We start from the raw sequence: 25219 nt of genomic DNA, 5'->3' as shown, positions 1-25219 counted from the left end.
GCTGTGGCACCGAAGGGTGACCGCAGTCCTCTTTTTTACATGGTTTGAGCAGTAGTTAGACAGCAACCCCAATAATTGTAACAAAACTAATTACCCTTTTTTTAGTAATAATAATTGAACATATCAATCAACGAGGTGATGACATCATGAGGATTCATAAGAAAGCCACACTACTTGTACTACTTACATCTATACTCTATACAGCTCCAGCCCATGCGGCGGTGACGCCTCAGAATCAGGTTACAGGCGTTTTTCTGGATGATCGGCAGCTTGAATTAGAGGTTCAGCCCTTGCTCATAAACGGTACAACGCTTATTCCCATGCGCAAGCTGTTTGAAGAACAGGGAGCAAAGATTTCATGGAACAACGATACCAAAACAGTTAAGGCCACTAAGGGAGCGCTGGTACTGACTTATCAAATAGGAGATTTAACCGCGAACAAAAATGGACAAGCCTTAAGCTTAACCGTTCCGGGTCAGGTTGTCGGTGGTAATACGATGATGCCGCTGCGTTTTGTCAGCGAGGCTCTAGGCAGCACCGTGAAGTGGGAGGCTAACACTCGGACCGTCCGCATCTATTCAGCACTGAATTACGATACAACGATTCGTTATGGGGTTAACCTGCGCAGTTCGCCGAATTCATCGGATCAATCAGGTGTCCAGCAAATGTTGTCCGTAGGCGATAAAGTCCATATCGTTAGAGAAGTGGATGCTTTGTGGTTAGAAGTGCGAACGCAAGACAACAAGACGGGGTACATATCTGCTAAACCGAAATATAGCGATTATACTAGTGAGTCGCTCGCTGAGAAGCAGGGAAGCGCGTTGCTTGCTTATGGAGAAAAGTATCTGGGAACCCCTTATGAATTCGGTGCAGCGACGAACCAGACGTCTACCTTTGACTGTTCTTCTTTCGTAGCACATTTATTAGAGAACGTGTTGTCGGTGGATCTGCCACGTGCCTCTTATAATCAAGCCAAAGAAGGGAAGGAAGTTGGGATCAACGAACTGCGTAAAGGAGACCTACTGTTCTTTAGTGCACGTGGTCTCGACATTGGTCATGTTGCCATGTATGCGGGAAATAATCAGATATTGCATACGTATTCTAAGGAGCAAGGCGTCCATTATGAAGCCCTGAGTGAGAAGTGGAAGAAGCGTTTTGTGACGGCCCGTAGAATGTTTTAGATTGGGTAGCGATTAGGCTATAATGATCACGATGAAGAAGCATCCGAATACATTTGGGGGATGAAGCATAGTGACTAAAACCATCGTAGAAAAGCTGAACTTACAAAAATACAACCAAGTAGCGATATTGAGTAAACCAGAAGGCTCCGATTATTTAGCGGAATTGACGGATTATGATACTTCGCTAAATGGGGCGTATGATCTTATATTTGCCTTTGTACTAGACATGGCGTCGTTACAGGAACTAGTGAACCGTGTGATTGAGCAACAGCATCTTCGTAAGAATGGCTATCTCTTTGTGGCGTATCCTAAAAAGGGAAACAAAGTGTATCCGACCTATATTCATCGTGACGACTTACTAGAGGGACTGGGCAGTGATGAGAATGGCTACATCGGGACAAGCAATATTAAATTTGCACGCATGGTAGGTTTGGATGATGTCTTTACAGTTGTGGGGTTGAAAGAGGACGCTAAGGGGAAAGGTCAGCTTTCCAATACCCCAAGTCAATCTGTAGATGACTATATTTCTTTCATTCCAAATGTGGAAGAAGATCTGAGAGATACACCGGAGCTTCTAGCCATCTATCAATCGCTTACTCCGGGATACCGCAAAGACTGGGCTCGATATGTCTATAGTGCCAAACAAGAGGCAACAAGAGCTAAGCGTAAAGAGGAAATGAAGATGATTCTACAGGCTGGTTATAAGAGCCGTGAGCTGTATCGGCAAGCCAGTAGTACTGAACTCTAACTAGACCTTTCTTCATCAAAAAGATTATTTAAAGACATAAAGACGGTAAATAATATTACAACAGTTCTATTTATTCATCATAGATTTCAGCAAAAACCACTTCATCCTAGGAGTGGTTTTTAAGTTTGGGGTATAATGGATGTAGATCATATAGCATAAACCTACAGGGGTGAAATATAGATGAAGCGCATTACGATTTTAATTGCGGATGATGAGGCGGAGATTGCTGATCTGGTGGCTTTGCATTTGCAAAAAGAAGGGTATCATATCATTAAAGTATCCGATGGGCGGGCAGCGGTGCAAGCTATTGAGTCCCAAACGATAGATTTGGCGATTCTGGATATTATGATGCCAGGGCTGGATGGCTATGAGGTAACCCGTCACATTCGGGAGCAGCATCATCTGCCGATTATTTTTTTAAGTGCGAAGACTTCTGATCTGGATAAGATCACGGGACTTGTCATGGGCGCAGATGATTATATGACCAAACCGTTCAATCCAATGGAGTTAGTCGCTCGCGTTAATTCTCAACTACGGCGCTCTATACAATTCAGTCAGCCCGCAGCTGTTCTTAAGTCGGTCCTTGAAGTTGGTGGGTTGACGATTTCACCAGATGAACATACCGTCACTCTTTACGGCGAGGTAATAGACCTAACTCCGAAAGAGTTTGATATTCTGCATTTATTGGCGAGCCATCCTAAGCAGGTGTTTAGCGCGGAGAGTATCTTCCAGCAGGTATGGGGAGAAGCTTATTATGAGAGTGGCAACACGGTCATGGTGCATATCCGTACCTTGCGCAAAAAGCTTGGTGAAGACATCAATAAGAACAAATTTATTAAGACAATCTGGGGTGTAGGATATACCTTTACTGGGTAAGGCAGCTGAGTCCTTATATATTTTAAGAAAAACTTTATAATTGTCCTGCTTTTCTTTAAAGTGTCTTCGTTATTCTATTCCTATCAAGCATAAACGTCTTAAGGAAATGGGAGGACATTACGGATGAAAAAGTGGGTTTTTTTGGTGATCGTTGTGTTATTTCTTGGTTACGCAGCCGCTCGTTATTTACCGGATACGGGTAATTTAGCTGATAAGAATGATAAGATCCAGAAGGGATCGATTAGAGATAGCGATAGTTTAAAGGTGGTTACGCAAGATCAGGTATATCAAGGGGATTTATTGCTGGTGAACAAACAATATCCGGTACATGAGGACAGCGTGAAGTCTGATATTGTGACCTTATTTGATCAGAAGGATCTGGTTCAGGGCTATGGATTACTAGATACCTCGATTCGGTTGTCTGAAAGTGTAGCACATAAATTCAATAAGATGATCAAGGCTGCTGAGAAGGATGGCGTGAATCATTTTTTAATTAGCAGTGGGTACAGGGACTTTGAGGAGCAAGAGCAATTGTATGAGGAAAAAGGTTCAGATTATGCTCTGCCGGCGCAATATAGCGAACATAATTTAGGATTATCGCTGGATATCGGATCGTCTCAATCGGAAATGAGCAAAGCACCTGAAGGTAAATGGCTGGAAAAGAATGCGTGGAAATACGGCTTTATTCTACGCTATCCGAAAGACAAAACGGAGATTACGGGGATTAAATATGAACCTTGGCACTTCCGTTATGTCGGCTTGCCGCACAGTGCGATCATTCAGGAGAAGGGGATCGTGCTGGAACAATATTTAGATCTTTTGAAGGAGAATAGTGAAATTTCAACGGTTGTAGACGGCAAAACATATACGGTGAACTATTATCCAGTATCAGGATATACAAGTATTAAGATTCCAAAGGAAGGGCAATATAAAACGTCGGGCGATAATATGGATGGCGTAATTGTCACTACATTTTGATGAGTACGAAGCCTAAGAGCGAGTCTACTATGACATTATTGCTGGCAGCCGTATTTATTGTCTATATGTATTTCTTAATCCGAATTATCGTATTTAAAGGCGCACCTTTTAGCTTGCAATCACTTTGGGAACAGGCAGGGCGTATGCTCGAGCATCCCGACAGAATTTTTAAGCGACAGGGCAACTATGTACCCTTTAAAGAGATCTCGCGGGGGATAGATCATCTGTCACTTTCAGATCCTTTTTCATCACTTAATTTAGTGGGCAATCTTCTTGCGTTTATTCCGTTTGGAGTCTTTGTTCCAATGCTGTTGTCGCAAAAAGTAAGGTTATTTCAAAAGGTCTTCATGCTCTCTTTTGCGCTGAGTCTGAGCTTTGAAGTTACACAATTAGTATTGTATATCGGCACCTTTGACGTGGATGATCTGATCTTAAACACTTGCGGTGGGGTAGTCGGTTACGCCATATATAGAATGCTGGTTTCTTCTGGATTGTTTACAACTATATCGAAGCGGTGTTAGTATTTGTGGATGGTAGATATAGACAGAGGATAGAAGGGGCATGGTATGAAAAAGCGTATTACGGATATTGTTTCCATCATTGTAGGAGCATTGCTGTTTTCCTTGGCCGTTAACTTGTTTGTGATTCCGAACGAGTTTGGTGAAGGCGGGGTAACGGGACTGACTATGATTACATACTATTTGTATCAGTGGTCACCAGGTATTGTTAGCTTAATTCTTAATGCTTTATTATTGATTGTGGGTTATAAATTTCTGGACAAAACGACGACAGTATACACGATTATTGCGGTGTTTTTTAACTCGTTATTCCTGATTCTTACGAAGAATTGGCATATCGCCAGCGATGAGTTGATCATCAATGCAATATTTGGAGGCATCTTGTCTGGTGTGGGTATCGGAATGATCATACGTGTGGGTGGAACGACCGCAGGGTCAACCATTATCGCCAGAATCCTGCATAAATTTTTGGATTGGAACGTTAGCTACGCTCTTCTTCTAGTCGATTTAGTTGTGGTATTTGCTTCGTATTTCATCATTGGTGTTCAAAGTCTGATGTTTACGATTGTGATGCTCTATGTAGCGACTAAGGTGATGGACTTCATTATTGAGGGAGTGAATCCTAAGAAGGCCGTTACGATTGTATCCAAGGAGCAGGACAAAATTGCTGAACAAGTTAATGGAATCATGGATAGAGGGGTCACAGTCATTTATGGCCGAGGGTATTATACTAAAGAACCCAAAGAGCTGCTCTATATTGTCATTAGCAAACAGGAAGTAACCATGCTTAAGAAAATCGTAAGATCGATTGATAAAGAGGCTTTTATCGCCATTCACGATGTAAGAGATGTGTTCGGAGAAGGCTTTGTGGAGCTGGCAAAATAAGAGTGAAAGTGCTGTCCGGTAGCTACCTGAGCTGCTTGGACAGCTTTTTTTTGGATTGGGCATTCAAATGTGATGGATATCATTGCATTTTCTGTTTATTCACATTTTATTAAATTTTAAAGTGATTCAGCGCACACTCGCTCATTTGCAGCTTCTATATGCTTTTTATAGAGGTATTATCTAATTGCAGGAGAGAGGGTTATTCATATGTTAGATCAACAAACGATTGCTATTATAAAATCAACAGTTCCTGTATTACAGGTTCATGGAACAACCATTACTACGACGTTCTATGGCATGTTATTTGAAAACCATCCAGAGCTATTAAATATATTTAATCATGCCAATCAGCGGCAAGGCAGACAGCAGACAGCGCTTGCTAACGCAGTCCTAGCAGCGGCTATGAATATTGATCAACTAGGGAATATCTTACCGGTGGTAAAACAGATTGCAGAGAAGCATCGAGCACTGGGTGTATTACCTGAGCATTATCCGATCGTGGGTGAGACGTTGTTAGCTGCGATTGGACAAGTACTTGGCAATGCGGCAACACCGGAAATTATAGATGCATGGGCCAAAGCCTATGGTGTGATCGCAGATGCTTTCATTGGTGTGGAAGCAGAAAAGTATCGTGAAGCTGCGGAAGCTCCGGGGGGCTGGAGTGGATTCAGAAACTTCGTCGTCACTCGGAAGGTTAGTGAAAGTGAGCATATTACTTCCTTTTACCTGTCTCCAGAGGATGGAGGAGCTATCTCCTCTTATTCCCCGGGCCAGTACATCACGGTTCGTGTTCAGCCCGAGGGGGAAGAATATTCCCATATTCGCCACTACAGTTTGTCCAGTGTTCCGGGACAGGCGTATTACCGTATCACTGTTAAACGGGAAGGTGAAGGGATAGACAGACCAGCGGGCGTCGTATCCACTTATCTGCATGATTTCGTCCAAGTGGGCTCTATATTAGAAGTAGGCTCTCCAGCGGGCGATTTCGTACTGGATCAGCGTAGTGACACTCCGGTGGTTCTAATCAGTGGGGGTGTGGGCTTAACCCCAATGGTAAGTATGCTGGAGACAATAATTGCTGCACAGCCAGAACGCGAGGTAACCTATATCCATGCAGCCATCAATGGAAGTTTGCATGCTATGAAAGATAGGGTGGCAGATTTAGCACAATCTCATTCTTCTCTTCGGTCCTATGTATGTTATGAATCTCCAGGAGAAGGCGACAAGTACAATAGATCTGGTTATATTGATCTTTCTTGGCTTCAAGAAATAGCAGATGTGAACTCTGAATTCTATTTCTGTGGGCCGACCCCATTTATGAAGGTCATATATAAGGCGCTCAAGGAATGGCGGGTACCTGATGACAGAATTCATTTTGAGTTTTTTGGACCTGCCGGCAGTTTAGAAGAATAATATAGATAACAAAAAGCGCCTCAGCCGATTGGCTGAAGCGCTTTTTGTTTTGCGTTAGTGTTTATTTGAAAGAAGCAAATGGATCGTTGCCTTTAGGTAGTATTGAACTGAAATTAAAGGTGTAGGTAGGAATTCCAGCTGCATAAGGTGCGATTTCATATTGTTGATAGAAGATAGCTAAGCCACTTTCACTGACGTAGAAGGCTGGTTTATCTGTGAGTCCACCAGTTGACTCCGGAAAAGCAATATCCTTGGTGCTTTCCTTCAACATTTTATCTAGTTTTTGTTTGTAGTTTGGTTCTGCCTTTAGCAGGTCTTTAAGCTCTATCTTCTTACCATCCTTCAGCGAGAAGGTATGTCCCTCGCGCATGGTACCGCCGTGTGCTCCACCGCTGTAACCATATTGATCGACTACAATACTAAGTACGCCTTCACGGTTAAAGGTGACAACATAAGTTTGAGAGTAGTCATATTTATTCTCTATTGTACCATCTCTGCGGCTAGCCTCTTTTTCGCTTTCTGATGCGAATAGTTCAGCCTCTTTTTTGAAGGTAGCATTAATCGTGTTTTGTACTTCATCCGTCAGACCGCTGATCTTTGGATATTGTACTTTAATACTAGCATTCTTATTGCTCTTGTCTAAGGTAACAGAGGTGATCTTGATGTCATTCATCACCTTTTTGCTAAGCTCAAGCGATTTCTGGGCTGGATTATATACGCCTTGAACACCTAAATAATCATTTAACAGTTTGAAAGGAACATATAAGCGGTCGTTGATCATCTTCACTTCATGATTTCCGGTCATGCTATAAATGTAATATCCGTTCAAATCGGTACTGACGCCGTAGTCAGAGACCTCCATGTTAAGCTTCACCGAGTCACTACTTACACTGTAAGTCCTTGTGGTTGAGTTGTATTGAATAGCAAGGCCGAAGGCATCACGCAATACAGTTAAAGGGATCATCGTATTTCCGTCTACGATTTTTCCTTGCTGCGTTAAGACTTGGCCTTTATATTTAAGCACCACAGAAGGCTGCTGAACGGCTTGTTTGACTGTTTTTGTACCGGTAGTTGCAGCTTGAACAGAATTCCCTCCGAAGAATCCAGTACCTCCAAATAATACTCCAGTAGCTAATACAGCAGACGTCCATTTCATAGTTTTGTTCATGATTTAATTTCTCCTCTCCAATGATGGGCTTATGTAGTTCATTATGATTTTTGATGTTATCTATCACTCCTACAATTATACCTAGGCCCCAAATAGATTTGATTACAAACACGGTTACAGTGTTGTTGCATAGACGTGCAAAAGGTATATACTTTTTAACCATTTATTAATTTTTGACACAATCATGAGGACTTTAAAGTAATTACGGTAAGCTCAGGACGACAATTAAAACGTACAGGCATACGAGTCACTCCAATTCCGCGTGTGGTGTAGACCTGGAGTCGACTATCTGGGAGCTGGTATAATCCACTTGAATATTTACTGCCGTGCGGCGGGGTATACAAGGCACCTACAAATGGGAGACGCACCTGTCCTCCATGACTATGGCCGGACAATTGCAGATCTATGGGAAGATCACTGTATTCATCGGCAAAATCAGGCTCGTGAGCAAGGAGTAGAGTACATGCCCTATCAGGGATATGGCGTAGCGCCTGATGAATATCTGCTTTGCCGACCCACGGATCATCCACTCCAGCTAGATAAAGCGCCTCCGCATCTTTTTTTAAGACAATATGTTCATTATGAAGTACATGGAAGCCAGATTGCGTTAACCCTTTCGTCACAGCTTTCCTAGTGCCAAAAGCATCGTGGTTACCTAACACAGCATATTGTCCAAAGGGTGCCCGCAACTGTGAACATATGTCTACAGCCTCAGAAATATAATCGACAGAATGATCTAGCAGATCCCCTGTGAAGCAGATCAGATCTGGACTTACATGTTGAATTTGCTGTACTAACTCTGTTAAGGCTTCGGACTTCGTATACACGCCTAAGTGTAAATCACTGAAATGAACGATACGAAATCTATCGAATGCTGGAGGGAGTAGACGAAGCTTTATATCTATATGTTTAACTTCAAGCCAGTAGGGCTCAACCCAGTGTGAATAAATGCCGGATGCACTTGCGGTTCCAAGCAGCCCGAGCGACACTTGAGCACTTTTCTTCAGAAATTGGCGTCTGCTAATAGTATTCATAAACAAATCATACGTGGGGATTGTTACTCTACTATGACAATATTCATTTAATAACCCATTGTGACGATAAAACTACATATACATTTTTTATATGGGAGATGAAGAGATGAGTATTATCGATGCCTTAGTCCTCGCAGCACCTTATTTCAAAAAGATTCACTCGCAGGATATTATGATTGGAATCACGGACAGGGAGATCTTCCATTATTACGCACCAAGTAAAGTTATTGATCTCGGATTGGTTAAGGGTAACCCTATCCCTCCTGAAGATCTGTCGCTTTCAAATGGACTGAAAGGTATAGCAAGCTCTAACCGAATCCCAGCAGAAATTTATGGAGCTCCTGTTATCTCAACATGTGTACCTATCTACGGAACGGATGATGATGTAATCGGGGTTTTTGCCATTGCCTATACACTAGAGAACGAGAATAAGCTTGAAGGATTCACAGATGAGATTAATGAGATAAGCAGTCATCTAATGGAGATGGTGCAGAGCGTAGCTGCCCAATCTCAGGAATTATCAGCTACTTCGCAGCAAATATTAGATAATACGCGTAGAGCCGTAACGGAATCACAAGAAGTGAATAAGGTTGCCGGCTTCATTCGTGAGATTTCTGAGCAGACGAACCTGCTTGGGCTGAATGCGGCAATCGAAGCCGCGCGTGTAGGAGAGCAAGGGGCAGGTTTTGGGGTGGTTGCTACTGAAGTGCGCAAACTGTCCGTTAACACTAAAGAAGCAACCCATAATATTGAAAAATCACTGAGTGATGTTCAAAAGTCCATTAAGCAAATGGAGCAAGAAATTGAAGCGATCTCTGCTTCTTCACACGCACAAGCAGAATTGGTCACTGAATTCAGCGGGGTAATTGAGCGCTTGAATAAGGCCAGCAAAGAAATGACTACTTTCATGCAATCCATCATCCAGTAGGGTGTATGCATAAAGTTACTTATCCTAAACCATGCTAGAAGAGAACAGGCGCATTTCAGAAGGGAGCGAATTTCATTTATGAAACAACCCGATTCCAGTCTGCAAGCGAACGACAATGTAACTCAAGCCAAAAATGCTTTAGGCAAGCTTCATTTCTCTGTCTCTCAGGCGCTTAGTCATCCAACAGAACAGACTTTGGCACAGGCTGAGAACCGTTTGGCGCATACCGAACAGGCGGTAGAGCAAGCTCGTGCCTCGTTAGGTCCCCAAGGTGTGGAGTTGGCTGAAGAACTGCTGGCCGAGGATAAGAGCAGGCTTGCTGCATTGAAGACGCAAGGGAAACGTTCAGAACGCTAGATGTTCCTGCTACAACCCGTGAAGCGAATAAGCTTCACGGGTTGTTCTCATGTGCTATTCCCCTAAGGATGTAGCTTAGGAGTGTGGGTGGTATACTGGAACGAGAGTTCTAGCATGGCTTAGATGGAGGATAAAGGATATGAATGGCATGCACATCGAAGAGTTAACCCGGCAGGCGGAGGCTTTCATTCGACAATGTTACGCTGAACTTGATAAGACTGAAGCTGAGATGGATCAACGCATCCAAGCCGTACGAGAAGAAATTAATCAATCCGGGAGTTACACACATACAACGGAAGAGCTGGCTCATGGGGCGAGAATGGCTTGGCGAAATAATAGCCGCTGCATTGGCCGCCTCTTTTGGCAATCCATTGAGCTGATGGATGAACGTCTGGCAGAGACCGAGGAGGATATTGCTGAAGCTTTGCTGCGACATCTGGAAAAGGCGAATAATGGAGGACGTATTCGTCCACTTATCACGGTCTTCCGCAGCGGGAAAGCTCCTGATCGGAGAATCCGGATTTGGAACCATCAATTGATTCGTTACGCGGGATATCCTGGTGATGCTGAACATGAACGCGCTGGTGATCCGGCATCGGATGAATTTACGAAAGTGTGCCAACAACTAGGCTGGCAGGGAACAAGGGGCAATTATGATGTATTGCCGCTAGTGATCAGCATAGGTAATGGGCACCCCCATGTATTTCCTATTCCTCAACACCTCATTCAAGAGGTACCGTTAACTCATCCTGAAATTGAACGTTTTGCAGAGCTTCAGCTTCGCTGGTATTCTGTGCCGATCATTTCGGACATGCAGTTGGAGATTGGCGGGATTCTATACCCCGCGGCTCCTTTTAACGGCTGGTACATGGAGACCGAAATTGGCTCACGTAACTTAGGGGATACTGGAAGATATAACACTTTGCCGGCTGTAGCTGATCTGATGGGACTTGACCGCTCCAGTAACACAACGCTTTGGAAGGATCGGGCGCTTCTTGAGTTGAATCATGCAGTACTGCATTCCTTTAAGCAAGCTGGGGTCAGTATCGTTGATCACCATACAGCAGCTGATCAATTTGTGAGATTTCAAGAGCAGGAGCAGGGACATGGACGTCAGGTTTCAGGACGCTGGTCATGGCTGATCCCCCCTATGTCTCCGTCGTCTACACCGATTTGGCATGACAATAAACTGAAAGAATATGATTACAGCCCTCGTTTCCTTTATCAGCGATCACCTGTGGCCACCTGTCCTTTTCACTAGCAATCCAATTTATGATCAAAAAAGCGCCAAGTTCCCTTCATAAGGAAACTGGCGCTTTTTAGGCTTTTAAATGCTCTAGAAAGATTTGTTTAAGAAGCTCAAGCTGCTTGTCGGAGTCTAAATCCGATTCTAGCAGGAGGATGTTCTCTTTCATCGTTAGCTTTCTGGAAAAGAGAGCAAAGCTGTTCATCAGCGTGATTAAGGTCTCTTTCACAGGGAGATCGGCGCGAATAGAACCGTCTTCTACCCCATTTTGAATGATCCTGGAGTACTCATGCCAAATCTTGCGGTTTAATGCATTGAAATCCAGAACGTCCTCAACAGGCTCATTTAAGTGAGAGGCGTAGCTTTCAAAATTGACCATAAAAATAATGCTTAAATGATTTTGATCCTGAATAAAGAAGTCAAATAACATCTCGATCTTTTCGAGACAGGTAAGTGGCAAGTCGGCTACATGCTTAAAGTAATCGAGCATTGGCTCTAGCATTCGGGTGGCCACCGCCACGATGAGCTTTTCTTTTCTAGGAAAATATCGAAACAACGTCGCAATCCCGATATTTGCTTCGCTAGCGACATCCTGCATCGTCGACTTTTCAATTCCTTTTTGCGAGAATATTCGTTCTGCGGATTCGAGAATCGTATATAATCGCTGCTGTTTACCGTCAGATCGTTCTTTTTCATAGCGTGCTTTAGGATTCATGAGGGATAGACCCTTCCATTTTTTAATTAGGTTCTTTAATTATTAGTATTATATCCACCGTTTATTGGATTAAGCAAGGAGAGGTTGTAGTTATTTCGTAAAAATGATATGATTAATATCACAGTGATAGTGTGACTATCATCACTCGAATTATTATATCACAATACGATTATAGAGGAGACTTAATTATGAATCGTCTAACTAATAAAGTAGCAATTATTACAGGTGCAGGCAGTGGCATGGGTCGTGAAGAAGCCCTTTTATTATCCAAAGAAGGTGCTACAGTTGTAGCAACTGATATTAACGAAGCTGCTGTACAAGCAGTTGTAAAAGAAATTGAAGCCAATGGTGGACAAGCCGCAGCTTATGCACATAATGTTGCTTCCGAAGAAGACTGGATCAAAGTTGTAGAAGATGTGATTAGCAAATTTGGAAAAATCGACATCCTGGTAAATAACGCAGGGATCTCGTTCCCAGTTCAATTGCTTGAATCCACTGTTGATCAATGGAACAAAGTAATGAACATTAATGTAAGCAGCGTATTCCTTGGGATGAAACATGTTGTTCCTCAAATGAAGAACAATAAAGGTGGTTCCATCGTCAATATCTCCTCCATCGCAGGTTTGACTGGCAGCAGCGGTGCTGGCGCTTATACAGCTTCTAAAGGTGCCGTTCGTATGCTGAGTAAAGCAGCAGCTGTAGACTTTGGTAAAGATAACATTCGCGTGAACTCTGTTCACCCAGGCTTTATCGAAACTCCAATGAGTGCTGAATTTGTAAATGATGAAAGAATGCATAGCTTCTTTATGTCCCAGACTGCATTGCCACGCGTTGGACGTGCTTCTGAAGTAGCTGAAGCTGTATTGTTCTTAGCTTCCGATGAAGCTTCTTACATTACAGGTGTTGAGCTGCCAGTTGATGGCGGAGTCGTGGCTAAATAATAAATTTCTAATAGGCAATACTAAGAAAGCCGTCTCATGCGTAGATGTTATCTACGCGTGGGGCGGCTTTTTGCGTTCTAGGCGTCTCGATAAGCACTCAAGTAACGCTTGATATACAAAATTAATAGTAATAGATACACTGAAACCATCATAAATGAGGAGGAGATTTCAGTGTTCGATATGTTAAAGGTAGGCAAGAATATCGCTGATTTAAGAAAGCAGACAGGGATGACTCAGATGGGGCTTGCCGATCAACTAGGCATTAGTTATCAGGCGGTTAGTAATTGGGAACGAGGAGAGACTATGCCGGATGTTTCTAAGCTTCCCCAGCTGGCCGAAATTTTTAATGTGAGCATTGATGCAATCCTTGAAAAGAGCAAATCGACTCAGATAGTAGTAAATGTACTCGAAAATACCACAGAACAATTTTTAAATCAAAATGAGCTTTCAGTAGCCGAAATTTCCGAAGTTGCCCCCATTCTTCTTACGGAACATGTGAACGAGGTATTTGAATATGTGAAGGATCCAGTATCGATACAAGATCTGCTATCCATCGCTCCATTTATAAGCGAAGAAGTACTAGATGAGTGCGCAAAAGTTACCTTTGAGCGAGAAGGAATTCATGCGCTGTTGTCTATTGCTCCGTTTATAAGCGATGAGATGCTGGATGAGTGTGCAAGAAGTACCTTTGAGAGAGAGGGAATTCATGCGCTGTTGTCTATTGCTCCGTTTATAAGCGATGAGATGCTGGATGAGTGTGCAAGAAGTACCTTTGAACGAGAAGGCATTAACGCATTATTGTCTATTGCTCCTTTTTTAAGTGACGAGGTACTAGATGAGTGCGCTAGAAGAGCTTTTGAACAAGAAGGGATAAAAGCCCTCGTGTCTATCGCACCATTTATTAGCGACGAGGTGATGGATACATTAGCAAAAGCGTCTCTTTCTATTTAAATGATAAACATTTAAGCGCCCATTTCTACCGAACATTAGCCTACAACCCTGCATAACATATAGCACTTGTAAGCAGGAGAAGGGTGTGGTTCAGAGATGGGCATCCAATTAACAGCGCTCCATTATGTATATTTGGCATTCATCGTGTTCATTATGGCACTTCTGATTAAGCGGCGGGATACAACGATGATCTGTATTGCAGGCATCTTTGTATTAGGCTGGCTCGCGACAGAAACGATTAGTGGTTCGGTCACAGGCGTATTCAACTCTTTTGTATATGCAACTAAGGAGCTAATGGGTACGATTATGATTATTTCGATCATTGTAGCCATGAGCAGAGTATTAACACGTACCGGAATAAACGAGACGATGGTTGCTCCGCTTACCCGTTTTTTACGTACGCCGTTTATGGCATTTTGGGGCATTGGCTTGATTATGATGGTGACATCATGGTTCTTCTGGCCTTCGCCAGCAGTGGCCCTGATAGGGGTTGTGCTGCTGCCCGTTGCTATTCGCGTAGGGTTGCCTGCACTTGGAGCAGCGATTGCGATGAATCTATTCGGTCATGGGATTGCGCTGTCGAGTGATTATATTATTCAAGGTGCACCTAAATTGACGGCAGATGCGGCAGGACTTCCGGTAAGCAGTGTCATGGAAGCGAGTATTCCGCTTGTTATAGTGATGGGTGTAGTCACTACGGTAACAGCCTATTGGATGATGCGACGAGATCAGAAGAACGGTACTTGGCGAGACGGACTTATTTCCGGGAAAAATGCCGCGAGTGCGCTAGCTGCAGACAGTGACGCGGTCGAGGGTCAAGCGGTGATTCCTCCCACACTGAAGAAATGGCTGGCGATTGTTATCCCACTCCTGTTTCTAGCTGATGTAGCAGGCATGTTTCTGCTGGATTTACAGGGCGGAGACGCAACGGCCTTAGTTGGCGGGACTGCTGTATTTATCTTGGTTGTAGTAACATTGCTCGCACATCGTAATAAGGGACTGGAGCAAGTCACCTCATATCTAATCGATGGACTTACATTTGGCTTTAAAGTATTCGGTCCAGTGATTCCAATTGCGGCATTCTTCTATCTGGGAGATTCGGCCTTTGCTGAATTGTTTGGCAAAGTCTTACCTGCTGCATCTCAGGGAATTGTTAATGATCTAGGGGTTGCTCTGGCGCATAATGTACCTCTAAATGGTGCTGTAGGTGCTGTGACCGCTACCATAACAGGGGCCATTACGGGCCTTGATGGTTCAGGGTTCTCGGGAATCTCACTTGCGGGGTCCATCGGAAAATTGTTCGCTGTAGCCACACATTCCGACGCAGCTACTTTAACTGCACTCGGTCAGGTATCTGCCATTTGGGTTGGCGGGGGAACGCTAATCCCATGGGCATTGATTCCAGCCGCTGCTATCTGCGGCGTAAGTCCATTTGAGCTCGCTAGACGCAATGTTAAACCGGTGCTGATTGGGCTGATAGTTACAACGATTGTTGCTATGTTTCTGGTGTAGACCTGGCTTAGAATATTGACTCAAAAAAAGGCTGCCGGGAATATCCCGGCAGCCTTATATATTTATCGTATACCCTTCATGAAATTTTGAATCTTAGAAGAGAACAGGAAGAGAATTAACGCGAGCACAATGGCGACTCCGCCGATGACTCCGAAGTACAGCATTTCGGTATCCGGGGTATAGAACTTCACAATCTGAGCATTAATAGCTTGTGCAGCAGCATTGGATAGGAACCACATGCTCATCATCTGAGCAGTAAAAGCAGCTGGCGCCAGTTTGGTTGTTGCTGATAAGCCAACAGGTGACAAGCATAGTTCCCCAATGACGACGATAAAGTAGCTGAGAACCAGCCATAATGGATTCACCAGTGAATTGGCTCCACCGAAGTAAGCCGGTACCAGAATCACTAGGAAGGACAGACCGGCAAACAATAAACCAAGCGAGAACTTTTGTGGAATCGTTGGTTGGCGGTTACCGAGCTTTAACCAAATCCATGCAAATGCAGGTGCAAGAGCGATAATAAATAGCGGGTTAAGCGATTGGAACCAAGCTGGAGAAATGTGTATGCCTGCAAAGTCCAATTGGGTACGCTTATCAGCAAAGCTTGCTAGAACTGTTGAAGTTTGTTCCTGAATCGCCCAGAACATAATTGAAGCAATAAATAAAGGGATGTACGCGAGAATCCGTGATCGCTCTACAGCTGTTGTTTTGGGACTGCGGTACATCACAATGAAGTACATTGTAGGAATAAGTAGCCCTAACACCCCTACGATTTTAATGAATGTCTCAAAGGTGAGTACTCCAGTAAGAATGCCGACCGTAACTAATACAGCAAGCACAACTAGTCCAATGCCAATCCAAGTAAATAATTTTTTCTTTTGTTCGGCTGGAATCGGGTTGCGTACAATCGTACCTGCCAGACCTAGATTTTTGGTGCGAGTCACTACGTAAACAACTAATCCAATAAACATGCCCACCGCGGCAATCGAGAAACCGAGATGGAAATTATTCATACCTACAGCGCCTACAATCAGTGGAGAGATGAATCCGCCGAGATTAATACCCATATAAAAAATGCTGAAAGCAGCGTCGCGGCGGTTATCTTGTTCGCTGTAGATTTCGCCTACAATACTTGATACATTGGGCTTAAGAAGTCCGGTTCCAAGCACGATCATAATCATCGAAGCAAAGAATAGTGTGGCATTCCCCGGTATGGCCAATAAAATATGCCCGAGCATAATTAGAACGCCGCCGTAAAAGACTGCCTTCGAAGTCCCGAAAATTCGATCCGCAAGCCATCCACCTATAATTCCAGACATATATACGAGTGATCCATAGATAGACATAATCGAAAGGGCCATATCCTCTGGAAATCCGAGCCCGCCTTTGCTTACTTCATAATACATGTAGTAAACAAGGATCGCTCTCATGCCATAATAGGAAAAACGTTCCCAAAATTCAGTAAAGAAGAGTGTGAATAGTCCCTTAGGATGTCCGAAAAATCCGGTTTGCGGGACACTATCTACAATTTTTTGCCTGTCTGTTGCTGACATGAATCAAATCCTCCTAGATGCTAATTGCTCTTTTCATGAAGTTAACACAACTCTACACTACCTTAATATTTATAATACCCTCATGAGGAAAATCACAACCCTTTGGTGAGAAGGTTCTGAATAATGTCATATTTTTTAGTAATATTTCCAGTGGGAATTTATAATTAACTTTTATTGTATTTTTCATTCAGGATGAGACGCTGTATTTAACCAAAGAACCTGTGGTCCTAAACGGTGGTAAATACGAGCGTTATTTGGGTTCAATTCCCACTAATCCATTTGAACAAGGGTGTGAAAGATAGAATAAAAGGCTAACTTATGATACTATTTACTCCTATATAGAAAGAGGACGTGAGCTAAAATGATCAACATAACTATGCCCAATGTGGATGTTAGTATTACTAAACAAATCAACCCGCAGTTAAGCAATATCTACGGATTCACTGATTTCCATCTGATTCCTAGAGATTACGGCGGTATCTTTATGTTCTACAATGACCAAGATGAGTTGTTGTTTGTAGGTAAAGCGAGAAAGCTAAGACCCAGAATCAAAAAACATTTTGAAGATACCGTATCTGATATTAAGCTGCATCGGGACGAGGTCACCAGAATTGATGTGAGTTTAATCGAGAGCCCCGTTCATAGAGAGATCTACGAAACGTATATCATTAATGAATTGAAGTCTAAATACAATGTAGATAAAGTGATGTTCAGATAAGTTTAAGGAAGAGGCGCCGTCTAATGACGGTGCTTTTTTTTTATGTACAAGAAGATAGGAATGAAATAAGAGTATCGGTACACACTATACAAGATTGTTAATAGATGCTTAAAAGGAGATAGGTCATATTGAAGCCTAAGTTTTTGATTGCGAAGTTAGTTTTTGTGTGTATGTTCCTTGTTGTTAGTGTAATGCCTGTAACTGCCGATGCTGCAGCCAAAGAGAAAAAGAGTTCACACAAGCAATGCTTTACGCCCTCTGTAATAGAGCTTAAGGATAATCTCAGGAAACTATGGAGCGACCATGTGATATGGACGAAAAACTACATAGTTAGTGCCTTTGCGAATTCCGAGGACAAAGAGAAGGTACTGGCAAGGTTGCTACAGAATCAGCAGGAGATAGGGAATGTTTATAAGCCGTATTACGGTGAGGCAGTAGGTGATAAGCTAGCTCAATTATTGCGGGAGCATATCCTTATTGCCGGAAAGGTAGTTGCTGCTGCACTAGCAGGTAATCAGGCGGATTTGGAAAAATACAATAAAGAGTGGTATGACAACGCTGACGACATTGCTAAGTTCCTTAGCGCACAGAATCCCAAATATTCGTATGAACAATTGAAAGAGATGCTTCATGAACATTTGGAGCTAATAACGGATGATGTGACAGCTAGAGCTAAAAAGGATTGGGATGCCGAGATCGTCGCTTTCGATAAAGGGCTCGAGCATATGATTATGTTTGGAGATATACTAACCGAAGGTATTGTTAAACAATTCCCCGATAAATTTAATTAAAACCAGAGCACCCGCAAGGGTGCTTTTTTCTTGTTATTGGCAAGAATTTAGGTCTTTTGATCCAATTCAAAAAGTTAGATATAAAGGCTCACTTACAGACAACACAAGTAAACTATAATAGACTCGTGGGCACTCGACATTTTTTGACATTTTTTTATAATTGAGGTGATAAGATCAATGATTTCTCCCTTTTTTAAAAAGAAAGATTCAGTGGATAAGCAGTCCAAACCGGGTATGGTTCAAAAGGTGCAATTATCAGAAGAGCAGGGCGAGGAAGTAGAGGAACAGATTGCTGGCGAGACTTTAGCAGGAGTGGTTACTACAGGGAAAGCGCCGCTTGATAAAAAATCACTCGATTTGATCTTCTCCGTGGAGCAGATCATTCAGGCCAGACAGCATGCTGAGACGAATATTAATGAACTTCAGGATCGGTTGACTCATTCCAGCAGCCATGTTGAACGTTTGAACCGGGATATGAAGAATCTCAATAAAGTGATTGAGGAAAGAGAGAAGAACGTTCGAGAGCTTGAGCATAAATTGATTGAGAAGAATCTGAAAGTCGATCAAGTGCTGGAAGATTATCGGGAGCTTCAGACTACCCTCACTGCAGAGATTGAAGAATTAAAGAGTACGATTGATCTGGAGCATCAAAAGTATGTAAATCTGATCCAAAAGCATAACGAAGCTCATGCAGAGAAGCTCAAGAAGATGAATGATCTGGAAGAGAAGCTCGGACGGATTGAAACTGAGAACGCGCATTTAAGACAGAAATACGATACGATCCGCCAAGAAAAAGCATATCTCTCCGGTATGATCAGCGATTTTACAAATCGTATGACCGTTCCTTTTGGGAATGGAAGCACACTGGCGGGACGAAATGACGAAAACGGAGATACATAAGATTCATGGCAATGAATGAACCGAGCACTGTTCTAATGATTGAGTTGCTGTCGCTTGAGCATGAACAGGCCGGTTATCAGATTGAAGTAGGTTTAACCCGTGATATTGGGTATGCCAGACGCATGCTAAACATAGACGAATTTACATATGAACAACTAAACGCGCTGGCTCCCTTTTTCGGGGAAAGAATGAGATTGTCATTGTATCCGAAGTGGGATCCATTTCGTAATAGTTATTACAGCACACTGATTATTATGAACCAAACCTTCAGCGAAACTATGTATTTTGCCTGCTCTGAATATTATGTGTCTCAGCTTCTTCAATTAAAGCAAGTGAACGATCCCCATGTACAGGAAGAGATTACTGTTGAAACTACGTCACCCTCTATACCTCCAGCACGCAGGCTAAGAAAGAAGAGCAAAAAACGGGTTGGAAGACTTAGGCTGCAGAGTATCATGTTCGCTTGTTTAGTAGTTGTATTGTTGTCTCTTCGAATGGGTGGTCATGTTATGGACCGTGCAGAAGGATTGGAAGGTCCCTCACTAGGCGCCAACGCTGAGGGGATCGAGAAAATAGTCTCTCTACCGTTCATTCCTCCTATGGGTAAGATAGAAGCGACCCCTAGCCAGCAAGAGGAGTCTGAGCCTACGCCAGAACCTTCTAAACCTACACCAGAACCTACAGAGCCTCCTCAAGAACAAACACAGCGGTATGAGGAGATTAAATTAACCGGGAATAAATACACCTATAGCCTGCCGAAGGGTTACGTGGCCTTGTCATTTGATGATGGTCCGTCGAAGTATACGAAAGAAATCGTAGATATTCTAGTAGAACATGAGGTGGCAGCCACCTTTTTATTTGTTGGGAATAAGGTCGCTCATAATGTGGAAGCGGTTAAGTATGCGAGTGAACATCAGATGTCGATTGGAAGTCATTCGTGGGATCATAGCAAGATGACCGACAATGGGGCTAACGAGAATCAGAATAATTTGGCGAAGGCTAACCAGGCATTGGAGCAAATCATTCAATCGCCGATTACTGTTTTTCGGCCGCCATATGGTGCGATTAATGATAAGTTAGCAGCCAAAGTGACAGAACAGCAGATGAAAGTATTGTTATGGAATCGTGATTCCGAGGATTGGAGACGCAAGACCCCAGAAGACGTCATTCAATTTGTTCATCATACTGATCCGTCCGGTGCTGTATATCTTTTTCACGAAAAGAAGATTACCGTAGAGGCATTGCCTGCTATCATTCAGTATCTAAAAGGGAAAAACATGAAATTCGTCATTTTTAAATAACATCAATGATCCATGATTGGGTCTTATCTTAGAATAAGAGTAGCTGTTACAGGGTTATGATCGCTGTGTTCAAAAGATAGGTCATGGCCCTGTACGCCACTTATTGTGATATTCGGTGAAACTAGGAAGCCATCAATTACAGCCCGGAAATTTACACCTTCTGAATAAGCTACATCAAGTGTCCGGACGGACGGCACTTTAGCATCGACAGCCCATTGAAAGCCCTCCGGTTTGAAATCTTCAGGGAACTGCTGCAGCCATTCTGGCCAAGCTTGTGTAGTCTCAAAGGCCTCAGGGGTTGTGCCCGGTAAAGAATGATTCCAGTCTCCGCCTAAGATGAGGTAATTGCCTTTATCATTCTCTCTCTGAATATAAGTAGAAAGATATTCTAATTGCTGCTTGCGAATCGTTCCCCCTTGGTCAAAGGCTGATAAATGAAGGTTGATCAGGATCAGTTCTTTCCCGTTATCGACGGGGAATCTGCTCTCCAAAAAGGCGCGGTCAAGTTCAAACAGTTGACGAGGCCAGCTTTCTTTTCCCGGAAGATCATATCTAACGTTACTTGTGCTACCGAATTTAGATAAGGTTAATAAACCGCTATTTACTGAGCCCATCGGATCAAGAACGGGAATCGGTACCCAAGGCACCTTGTAGTTCGTTGCGAATACGTTGCTGTAATCAGAGAAGGTATTCGATAACAAGGAGACCTCATCTATATGGTTGCTACGAGAAGAATCGAGATCTACCTCCTGCAACATAAATAAATCTGAGCCTGAAGTAGTCATTAGAGAGGCTATTGCCTCAAGATTTGTCTTCGTTTGTTCCTCGCTGCTTGAACGTGATTTGGTCCCGCCATCCATAAAGAAATCCTGATCCTTATCCAGCCCAGCATAGCCAATATTAAAGGTGGTTATTGCAAAAGGTTCTCCATGCTTCATCATTTGTTCCTGATTATGGTTTACCGTTAGTGGAGTAGTCTCCTTCGGCTTATAATCGGTAATGGTAATATACAGTAAAAAGCCACCAAAGATTAGAACGGCAGCTAGAAGGGCAAAACCGATGATTTTTATTGTGGTTGAGCTCATTTGATTCGATCTCTCCTCAGATGTAATTTCATAGAACGGACTTCTAATGGTGTAAACTTCGACGCTTCGCTACAACTCCCCTTGTTTAAATAAAAAAAATTTGAGACAATGAGTAGTGATGGACTGAACTTTAATGTTTTGAAAAGAGGATAACGAATGAATATGGAATCCATTTATGGATTAACTTTTGATCAACTGGCGGCATGGCTGTTAGAACGTGGACATAAAAAATTTCGAGCTACACAGGTCTGGGATTGGCTTTATCGGAAGCGGATTACAGAATTCTCAGAAATGCTCGATGTAAATAAAGATTGTGTAGAATTATTGGAGCAGCACTATGTGATCCATACGTTGGAAGAACATGTGAAGCAGGAGTCTGCGGATGGGACGATCAAGTTCCTGTTCCGTTTGAAGGATGGCAACCTGATCGAGACGGTGCTCATGAGACAGAAATACGGTTTGTCCGTATGTGTCACTACTCAGGTTGGATGTAATATCGGCTGCAGCTTTTGCGCTAGTGGACTGTTAGCGAAGAGTCGTGATCTTTCCAGCGGTGAAATTGTAGAGCAGATTATGAAGGTTCAGCAGCATTTGGATGCAGCAAACCTCGAACAAAAGGTTAGTCACGTTGTAGTCATGGGAATTGGCGAACCGTTCGACAACTTCAAGAACCTGCTCAATTTCTTATCGATTATTAAGGACCACAAAGGATTAGCCATCGCAGGAAGAGGTATTACTGTATCGACGAGTGGGCTTGCTAACAAAATCGTTGAATTTGCCGATGCGAATACACAGGTGAACTTGGCAGTATCGCTTCACGCGCCTAATAATGAGCTGCGGACGAAGATTATGAAGATTAACAAGGCCATTCCAATTGAGAAGCTAATGGAGTCCATAGATTATTATTTGGAAAAAACAAATCGCAGAATTACGTTAGAATACATTCTGATGAAGGATGTAAATGACGGCAAGGAGCATGCGCTTGAGCTGACCGAACTAATCGGCGACCGGCGCCAGCTCGTCAATGTGAACTTGATTCCTTATAATCCAGTCGATGAGCACAGTCAATATCAAAGAAGCGAGCGGGAGACCGTACGAGCCTTTTTTGATACCTTGAAGAAGCAGGGCGTCAGCGTAAGCACTCGTCTGGAGCATGGTGTAGATATTGATGCTGCTTGCGGACAATTGCGAAGCAAGCAGATCAAGAAGTCGAAAGCTATGGCTTGAGGGACGGGCGACCCCTTCATGCAGCTTTTTGTGATACAATGACGTGGCAGGTATTAGGAAAAGAGGTTGATTGAGCAATGTTGACATTTACAAGCTACAACGTGGAGAATGTTAAAGATCCTTTTGGTATACTAACCGGTAAACGGTATGAATTCGTGGTTCAACTGGATGTTCCAGAAGATGATGAGCTCTATGTAGAGAACGGAGTATCCGCTAGAGCGATTATTAAAGTGGATGAAGATCAAGTTAGCATCGTGAGTTATGATCTACAGGAGACAACAACAGGCCAGCTGCTTGACTTTGATATGGAAGAGGACGAGGAAGCAGCATTACTCCTTTTCTGTAAAGAGCATTTGCCAGAATAATGATGCAGCATTGACATCCTTGCCCAATGTTCAATTGTGGCAGGGATTTTTATTTAAATATAAGAAAGTATAGGTTTTGCACCTATACTTTAATTTTTATATTTCTCGCTTAAACGCTTACCGTCCTTACAAGGACGCCGAAGACGTTTATGCTTGTCGCATGAATGTGAAATATAGGTTAAAATATTAAAAAGCATCCAAAATAGGAGTTGTATACATGTCTAATGAAGAAGTGTTCTTGACCAAAGAAGGATTGGCTCAATTAGAGGAAGAACTGAAGGAATTGAAGGGCCCAGGGCGCAAGGAATTGGCAGCACGGCTCAAATTGGCGATCAGCTATGGAGACTTGAAGGAAAATAGCGAGTACCATTCGGCCAAGGACGACCAATCGTTCATGGAGACTCGTATTATGATTTTGGAGAAAATGCTGACCAAAGCCAAGATCGTAGATGAGAGTCAGATGGATCTGTCAAAGGTTAGTATGGGTTGTATCGTTACCCTGAACGATATCGAATACTCCGAGAAGATTGAATATAGAATTGTAGGGGCTGCTGAAGCAGATGTCCTAAACAACAAGATTTCCTATGAAAGTCCGCTGGGCAAGGAATTGCTGGGTAAAAAAGTCGGGGATATCGTTAGTGTAAACGCACCAATGGGTATCATCAAATATGAATTGCTTGAAATCAAAATGATGTAACACATGATAAAAAGGTCTCAACCTCGTTATAGGGGTTGAGACCTTTTTTAATTATAGGTAATGGCTATTGTGTATATTGATTTCATATCTTAGACGTCTTGCTCTGTTGCGCTTATAGTTTAGAGTAACTTAGAGCAGAGGAGTACTGTTCATGATCCAGAGCGTGTTATCAACGTTGTATCAAGTCATCGTGCCATTATCCATTCCGGTGATCGTCGGTGCACTGCTTGGACGGTTTAAGAATTTGGATACCAAGCCGTTATTGACGCTCTATTTATACTTTTTAACGCCGGCTATTATTCTTAATACACTGGCTACGGCCGAGATTTCTATGGATGATATTTACAAGACGCTCGCTTTTTCGCTGCTAAATCTGTGCTTTTTATGGGCGATTGCAAATATCATCGGAAAGTTATTGAAGCTCGGCCCCTCTGAAATATCGGGATTGACTCTGGTCTCGACATTTACGAATAGTGTGAATTATGGACTTCCCTTGGTGTTGCTGGCTTTCGGACAGCTTGGGCTCGATAAGGCTTCTGTTTATGTGATTGGGCAGATGATTATCGTGAATACTGTGGGCGTTTATTTTGCGGCTAGATCGCAGTTCTCGGTGAAAAATGCGGTAAAGTCCGTGTTCTCTCTCCCTGCCATCTATGCAGCTATGCTAGCACTTTTTCTTAGAATATTTGACCTGCATTTACCTTCTGAGCTTGCTACAGGGGTCTCCATGGTTGCCGGAGGTTATTCACCAGTCGTACTGGCGATTCTGGGTGCACAGATGGTCAAAGTACGAACCATGTCATCTGAACGTAAGGGTCGGTCTACTTTTTGGACAGGGATGATCATTCGATTAATCTTAGCTCCATTAGTGGCATACCTCGGATTATCTATTCTACATATTGATGGTATTTTATTCTCTGTGCTGCTGATTCTGGCCTCCATGCCAGTTGCCGTCAACGCGGTGGTATTAGCGGAACGATTTGAAGCCTCTCCAGAGCTGGTATCCAAATGTATTTTATGGACGACGCTTGCTTCCTTTCTTGTGTTGCCGATCCTTATTGTGCTAGTGCAAGGGGCGTAAAGACAAAAAGGACCCCTCTTTCATTTCTGAAAGATAGGGTCTTTTTTTAC

Annotated in this window: 26 protein-coding genes; 21 read left to right on the top strand and 5 right to left on the bottom strand. The window is 43.0% G+C overall.

Features of this window, described 5'->3' with window-relative positions; genetic code table 11:
* Positions 1-146 precede the first annotated feature (146 nt).
* The 7 genes from MHI27_RS29885 to hmpA all read left to right on the top strand — a co-directional run bounded on the left by MHI27_RS29885 (position 147) and on the right by hmpA (position 6599).
* On the top strand, positions 147-1181 hold the full coding sequence (locus tag MHI27_RS29885) for a stalk domain-containing protein (RefSeq protein WP_405175273.1): 1035 nt from the start codon (positions 147-149) through the stop codon (positions 1179-1181).
* Positions 1182-1248: 67 nt separating this feature from the next.
* Positions 1249-1929, top strand: coding sequence for a YdeI/OmpD-associated family protein (locus MHI27_RS29880; RefSeq protein WP_405176821.1), 681 nt, complete (start codon positions 1249-1251; stop codon positions 1927-1929).
* Positions 1930-2109: 180 nt separating this feature from the next.
* Entirely contained in the window at positions 2110-2805 is a 696-nt protein-coding gene (locus MHI27_RS29875) for a response regulator transcription factor (protein ID WP_042192843.1), read from the top strand.
* 123 nt (positions 2806-2928) lie between these two features.
* Entirely contained in the window at positions 2929-3783 is an 855-nt protein-coding gene (locus tag MHI27_RS29870) for a D-alanyl-D-alanine carboxypeptidase family protein (protein ID WP_405175272.1), read from the top strand.
* A gap of 29 nt (positions 3784-3812) precedes the next feature.
* Positions 3813-4304: a VanZ family protein gene (locus MHI27_RS29865; protein WP_179085788.1), complete on the top strand. Its 492-nt coding sequence runs from the start codon at positions 3813-3815 to the stop codon at positions 4302-4304.
* 45 nt (positions 4305-4349) lie between these two features.
* Positions 4350-5186 carry a YitT family protein gene (locus MHI27_RS29860; RefSeq protein ID WP_076298022.1) on the top strand — a complete coding sequence of 279 codons (837 nt, stop codon included), beginning with the start codon at positions 4350-4352 and terminating at the stop codon, positions 5184-5186.
* Positions 5187-5393: 207 nt separating this feature from the next.
* A complete protein-coding gene (gene hmpA, locus MHI27_RS29855) occupies positions 5394-6599 on the top strand; it encodes an NO-inducible flavohemoprotein (protein WP_405175271.1) in 1206 nt (401 codons plus the stop codon).
* 61 nt (positions 6600-6660) lie between these two features.
* On the opposite strand, the gene MHI27_RS29850 is transcribed toward hmpA, so the two are convergent.
* Together MHI27_RS29850 and MHI27_RS29845 are read right to left on the bottom strand one after the other, a co-directional pair.
* The gene (locus tag MHI27_RS29850) at positions 6661-7767 is read right to left on the bottom strand and encodes a PdaC/SigV domain-containing protein (protein ID WP_405175270.1); all 1107 of its coding nucleotides are present in this window, start codon (positions 7765-7767) and stop codon (positions 6661-6663) included.
* Positions 7768-7949: 182 nt separating this feature from the next.
* Positions 7950-8801 (bottom strand): metallophosphoesterase, encoded by an 852-nt coding sequence (locus MHI27_RS29845; RefSeq protein WP_405175269.1) that lies wholly within the window; start codon positions 8799-8801, stop codon positions 7950-7952.
* A gap of 106 nt (positions 8802-8907) precedes the next feature.
* Between MHI27_RS29845 and MHI27_RS29840 the strand changes: the two genes are divergently transcribed.
* The 3 genes from MHI27_RS29840 to MHI27_RS29830 all read left to right on the top strand — a co-directional run bounded on the left by MHI27_RS29840 (position 8908) and on the right by MHI27_RS29830 (position 11347).
* On the top strand, positions 8908-9729 hold the full coding sequence (locus MHI27_RS29840; protein ID WP_076284952.1) for a methyl-accepting chemotaxis protein: 822 nt from the start codon (positions 8908-8910) through the stop codon (positions 9727-9729).
* A 78-nt stretch (positions 9730-9807) separates the two neighbouring features.
* Positions 9808-10086 carry a hypothetical protein gene (locus MHI27_RS29835; RefSeq protein WP_076284951.1) on the top strand — a complete coding sequence of 93 codons (279 nt, stop codon included), beginning with the start codon at positions 9808-9810 and terminating at the stop codon, positions 10084-10086.
* A 148-nt stretch (positions 10087-10234) separates the two neighbouring features.
* Positions 10235-11347, top strand: coding sequence for a nitric oxide synthase oxygenase (locus tag MHI27_RS29830; protein ID WP_405176820.1), 1113 nt, complete (start codon positions 10235-10237; stop codon positions 11345-11347).
* Positions 11348-11405: 58 nt separating this feature from the next.
* Here the strand turns inward: MHI27_RS29830 and MHI27_RS29825 are convergent, their stop codons facing one another.
* Entirely contained in the window at positions 11406-12047 is a 642-nt protein-coding gene (locus tag MHI27_RS29825) for a TetR/AcrR family transcriptional regulator (protein ID WP_081382675.1), read from the bottom strand.
* Between the two features lie 188 nt (positions 12048-12235).
* Between MHI27_RS29825 and MHI27_RS29820 the strand changes: the two genes are divergently transcribed.
* The 3 genes from MHI27_RS29820 (at position 12236) to MHI27_RS29810 (ending at position 15451) form a co-directional block, all read left to right on the top strand.
* Positions 12236-12988, top strand: coding sequence for an SDR family NAD(P)-dependent oxidoreductase (locus MHI27_RS29820; RefSeq protein ID WP_076284950.1), 753 nt, complete (start codon positions 12236-12238; stop codon positions 12986-12988).
* A gap of 180 nt (positions 12989-13168) precedes the next feature.
* The gene (locus MHI27_RS29815) at positions 13169-13939 is read left to right on the top strand and encodes a helix-turn-helix domain-containing protein (protein ID WP_405176819.1); all 771 of its coding nucleotides are present in this window, start codon (positions 13169-13171) and stop codon (positions 13937-13939) included.
* Between the two features lie 96 nt (positions 13940-14035).
* Positions 14036-15451, top strand: a complete 1416-nt coding sequence (locus MHI27_RS29810; protein WP_405175268.1) for a hypothetical protein — start codon at positions 14036-14038, stop codon at positions 15449-15451.
* A gap of 62 nt (positions 15452-15513) precedes the next feature.
* Here MHI27_RS29810 and MHI27_RS29805 read toward each other — a convergent pair whose 3' ends face one another.
* The gene (locus tag MHI27_RS29805) at positions 15514-17004 is read right to left on the bottom strand and encodes a peptide MFS transporter (protein WP_405175267.1); all 1491 of its coding nucleotides are present in this window, start codon (positions 17002-17004) and stop codon (positions 15514-15516) included.
* Between the two features lie 361 nt (positions 17005-17365).
* Here MHI27_RS29805 and MHI27_RS29800 point away from each other — a divergent pair, with 361 nt between their 5' ends.
* From MHI27_RS29800 to MHI27_RS29785, 4 genes are all read left to right on the top strand, one after another.
* Positions 17366-17722, top strand: a complete 357-nt coding sequence (locus tag MHI27_RS29800) for a nucleotide excision repair endonuclease (RefSeq protein ID WP_042192814.1) — start codon at positions 17366-17368, stop codon at positions 17720-17722.
* A 128-nt stretch (positions 17723-17850) separates the two neighbouring features.
* Positions 17851-18513, top strand: a complete 663-nt coding sequence (locus MHI27_RS29795) for a glycosyltransferase (protein ID WP_143759242.1) — start codon at positions 17851-17853, stop codon at positions 18511-18513.
* 177 nt (positions 18514-18690) lie between these two features.
* Positions 18691-19413, top strand: a complete 723-nt coding sequence (locus MHI27_RS29790; protein ID WP_042192810.1) for a hypothetical protein — start codon at positions 18691-18693, stop codon at positions 19411-19413.
* 5 nt (positions 19414-19418) lie between these two features.
* Positions 19419-20714 (top strand): polysaccharide deacetylase family protein, encoded by a 1296-nt coding sequence (locus MHI27_RS29785; protein WP_405175266.1) that lies wholly within the window; start codon positions 19419-19421, stop codon positions 20712-20714.
* Between the two features lie 23 nt (positions 20715-20737).
* On the opposite strand, the gene MHI27_RS29780 is transcribed toward MHI27_RS29785, so the two are convergent.
* Positions 20738-21799, bottom strand: a complete 1062-nt coding sequence (locus tag MHI27_RS29780; RefSeq protein WP_405175265.1) for an endonuclease/exonuclease/phosphatase family protein — start codon at positions 21797-21799, stop codon at positions 20738-20740.
* Between the two features lie 156 nt (positions 21800-21955).
* Between MHI27_RS29780 and rlmN the strand changes: the two genes are divergently transcribed.
* The 4 genes from rlmN to MHI27_RS29760 all read left to right on the top strand — a co-directional run bounded on the left by rlmN (position 21956) and on the right by MHI27_RS29760 (position 25169).
* The gene (gene rlmN / locus MHI27_RS29775) at positions 21956-23026 is read left to right on the top strand and encodes a 23S rRNA (adenine(2503)-C(2))-methyltransferase RlmN (RefSeq protein ID WP_042192804.1); all 1071 of its coding nucleotides are present in this window, start codon (positions 21956-21958) and stop codon (positions 23024-23026) included.
* Between the two features lie 77 nt (positions 23027-23103).
* Complete coding sequence (locus MHI27_RS29770; RefSeq protein WP_042192802.1) at positions 23104-23391, top strand: DUF6509 family protein; 288 nt, start codon at positions 23104-23106, stop codon at positions 23389-23391.
* A gap of 217 nt (positions 23392-23608) precedes the next feature.
* Positions 23609-24088: a transcription elongation factor GreA gene (gene greA / locus MHI27_RS29765; RefSeq protein ID WP_042131553.1), complete on the top strand. Its 480-nt coding sequence runs from the start codon at positions 23609-23611 to the stop codon at positions 24086-24088.
* Positions 24089-24239: 151 nt separating this feature from the next.
* Entirely contained in the window at positions 24240-25169 is a 930-nt protein-coding gene (locus MHI27_RS29760; RefSeq protein ID WP_076298012.1) for an AEC family transporter, read from the top strand.
* The last annotated feature ends 50 nt before the right edge of the window (positions 25170-25219 follow it).

This window comes from Paenibacillus sp. FSL H8-0261 (assembly GCF_045040645.1).
Lineage (GTDB): Bacteria > Bacillota > Bacilli > Paenibacillales > Paenibacillaceae > Paenibacillus_AQ.
This window is presented reverse-complemented; position numbering and strand designations above follow the sequence as displayed.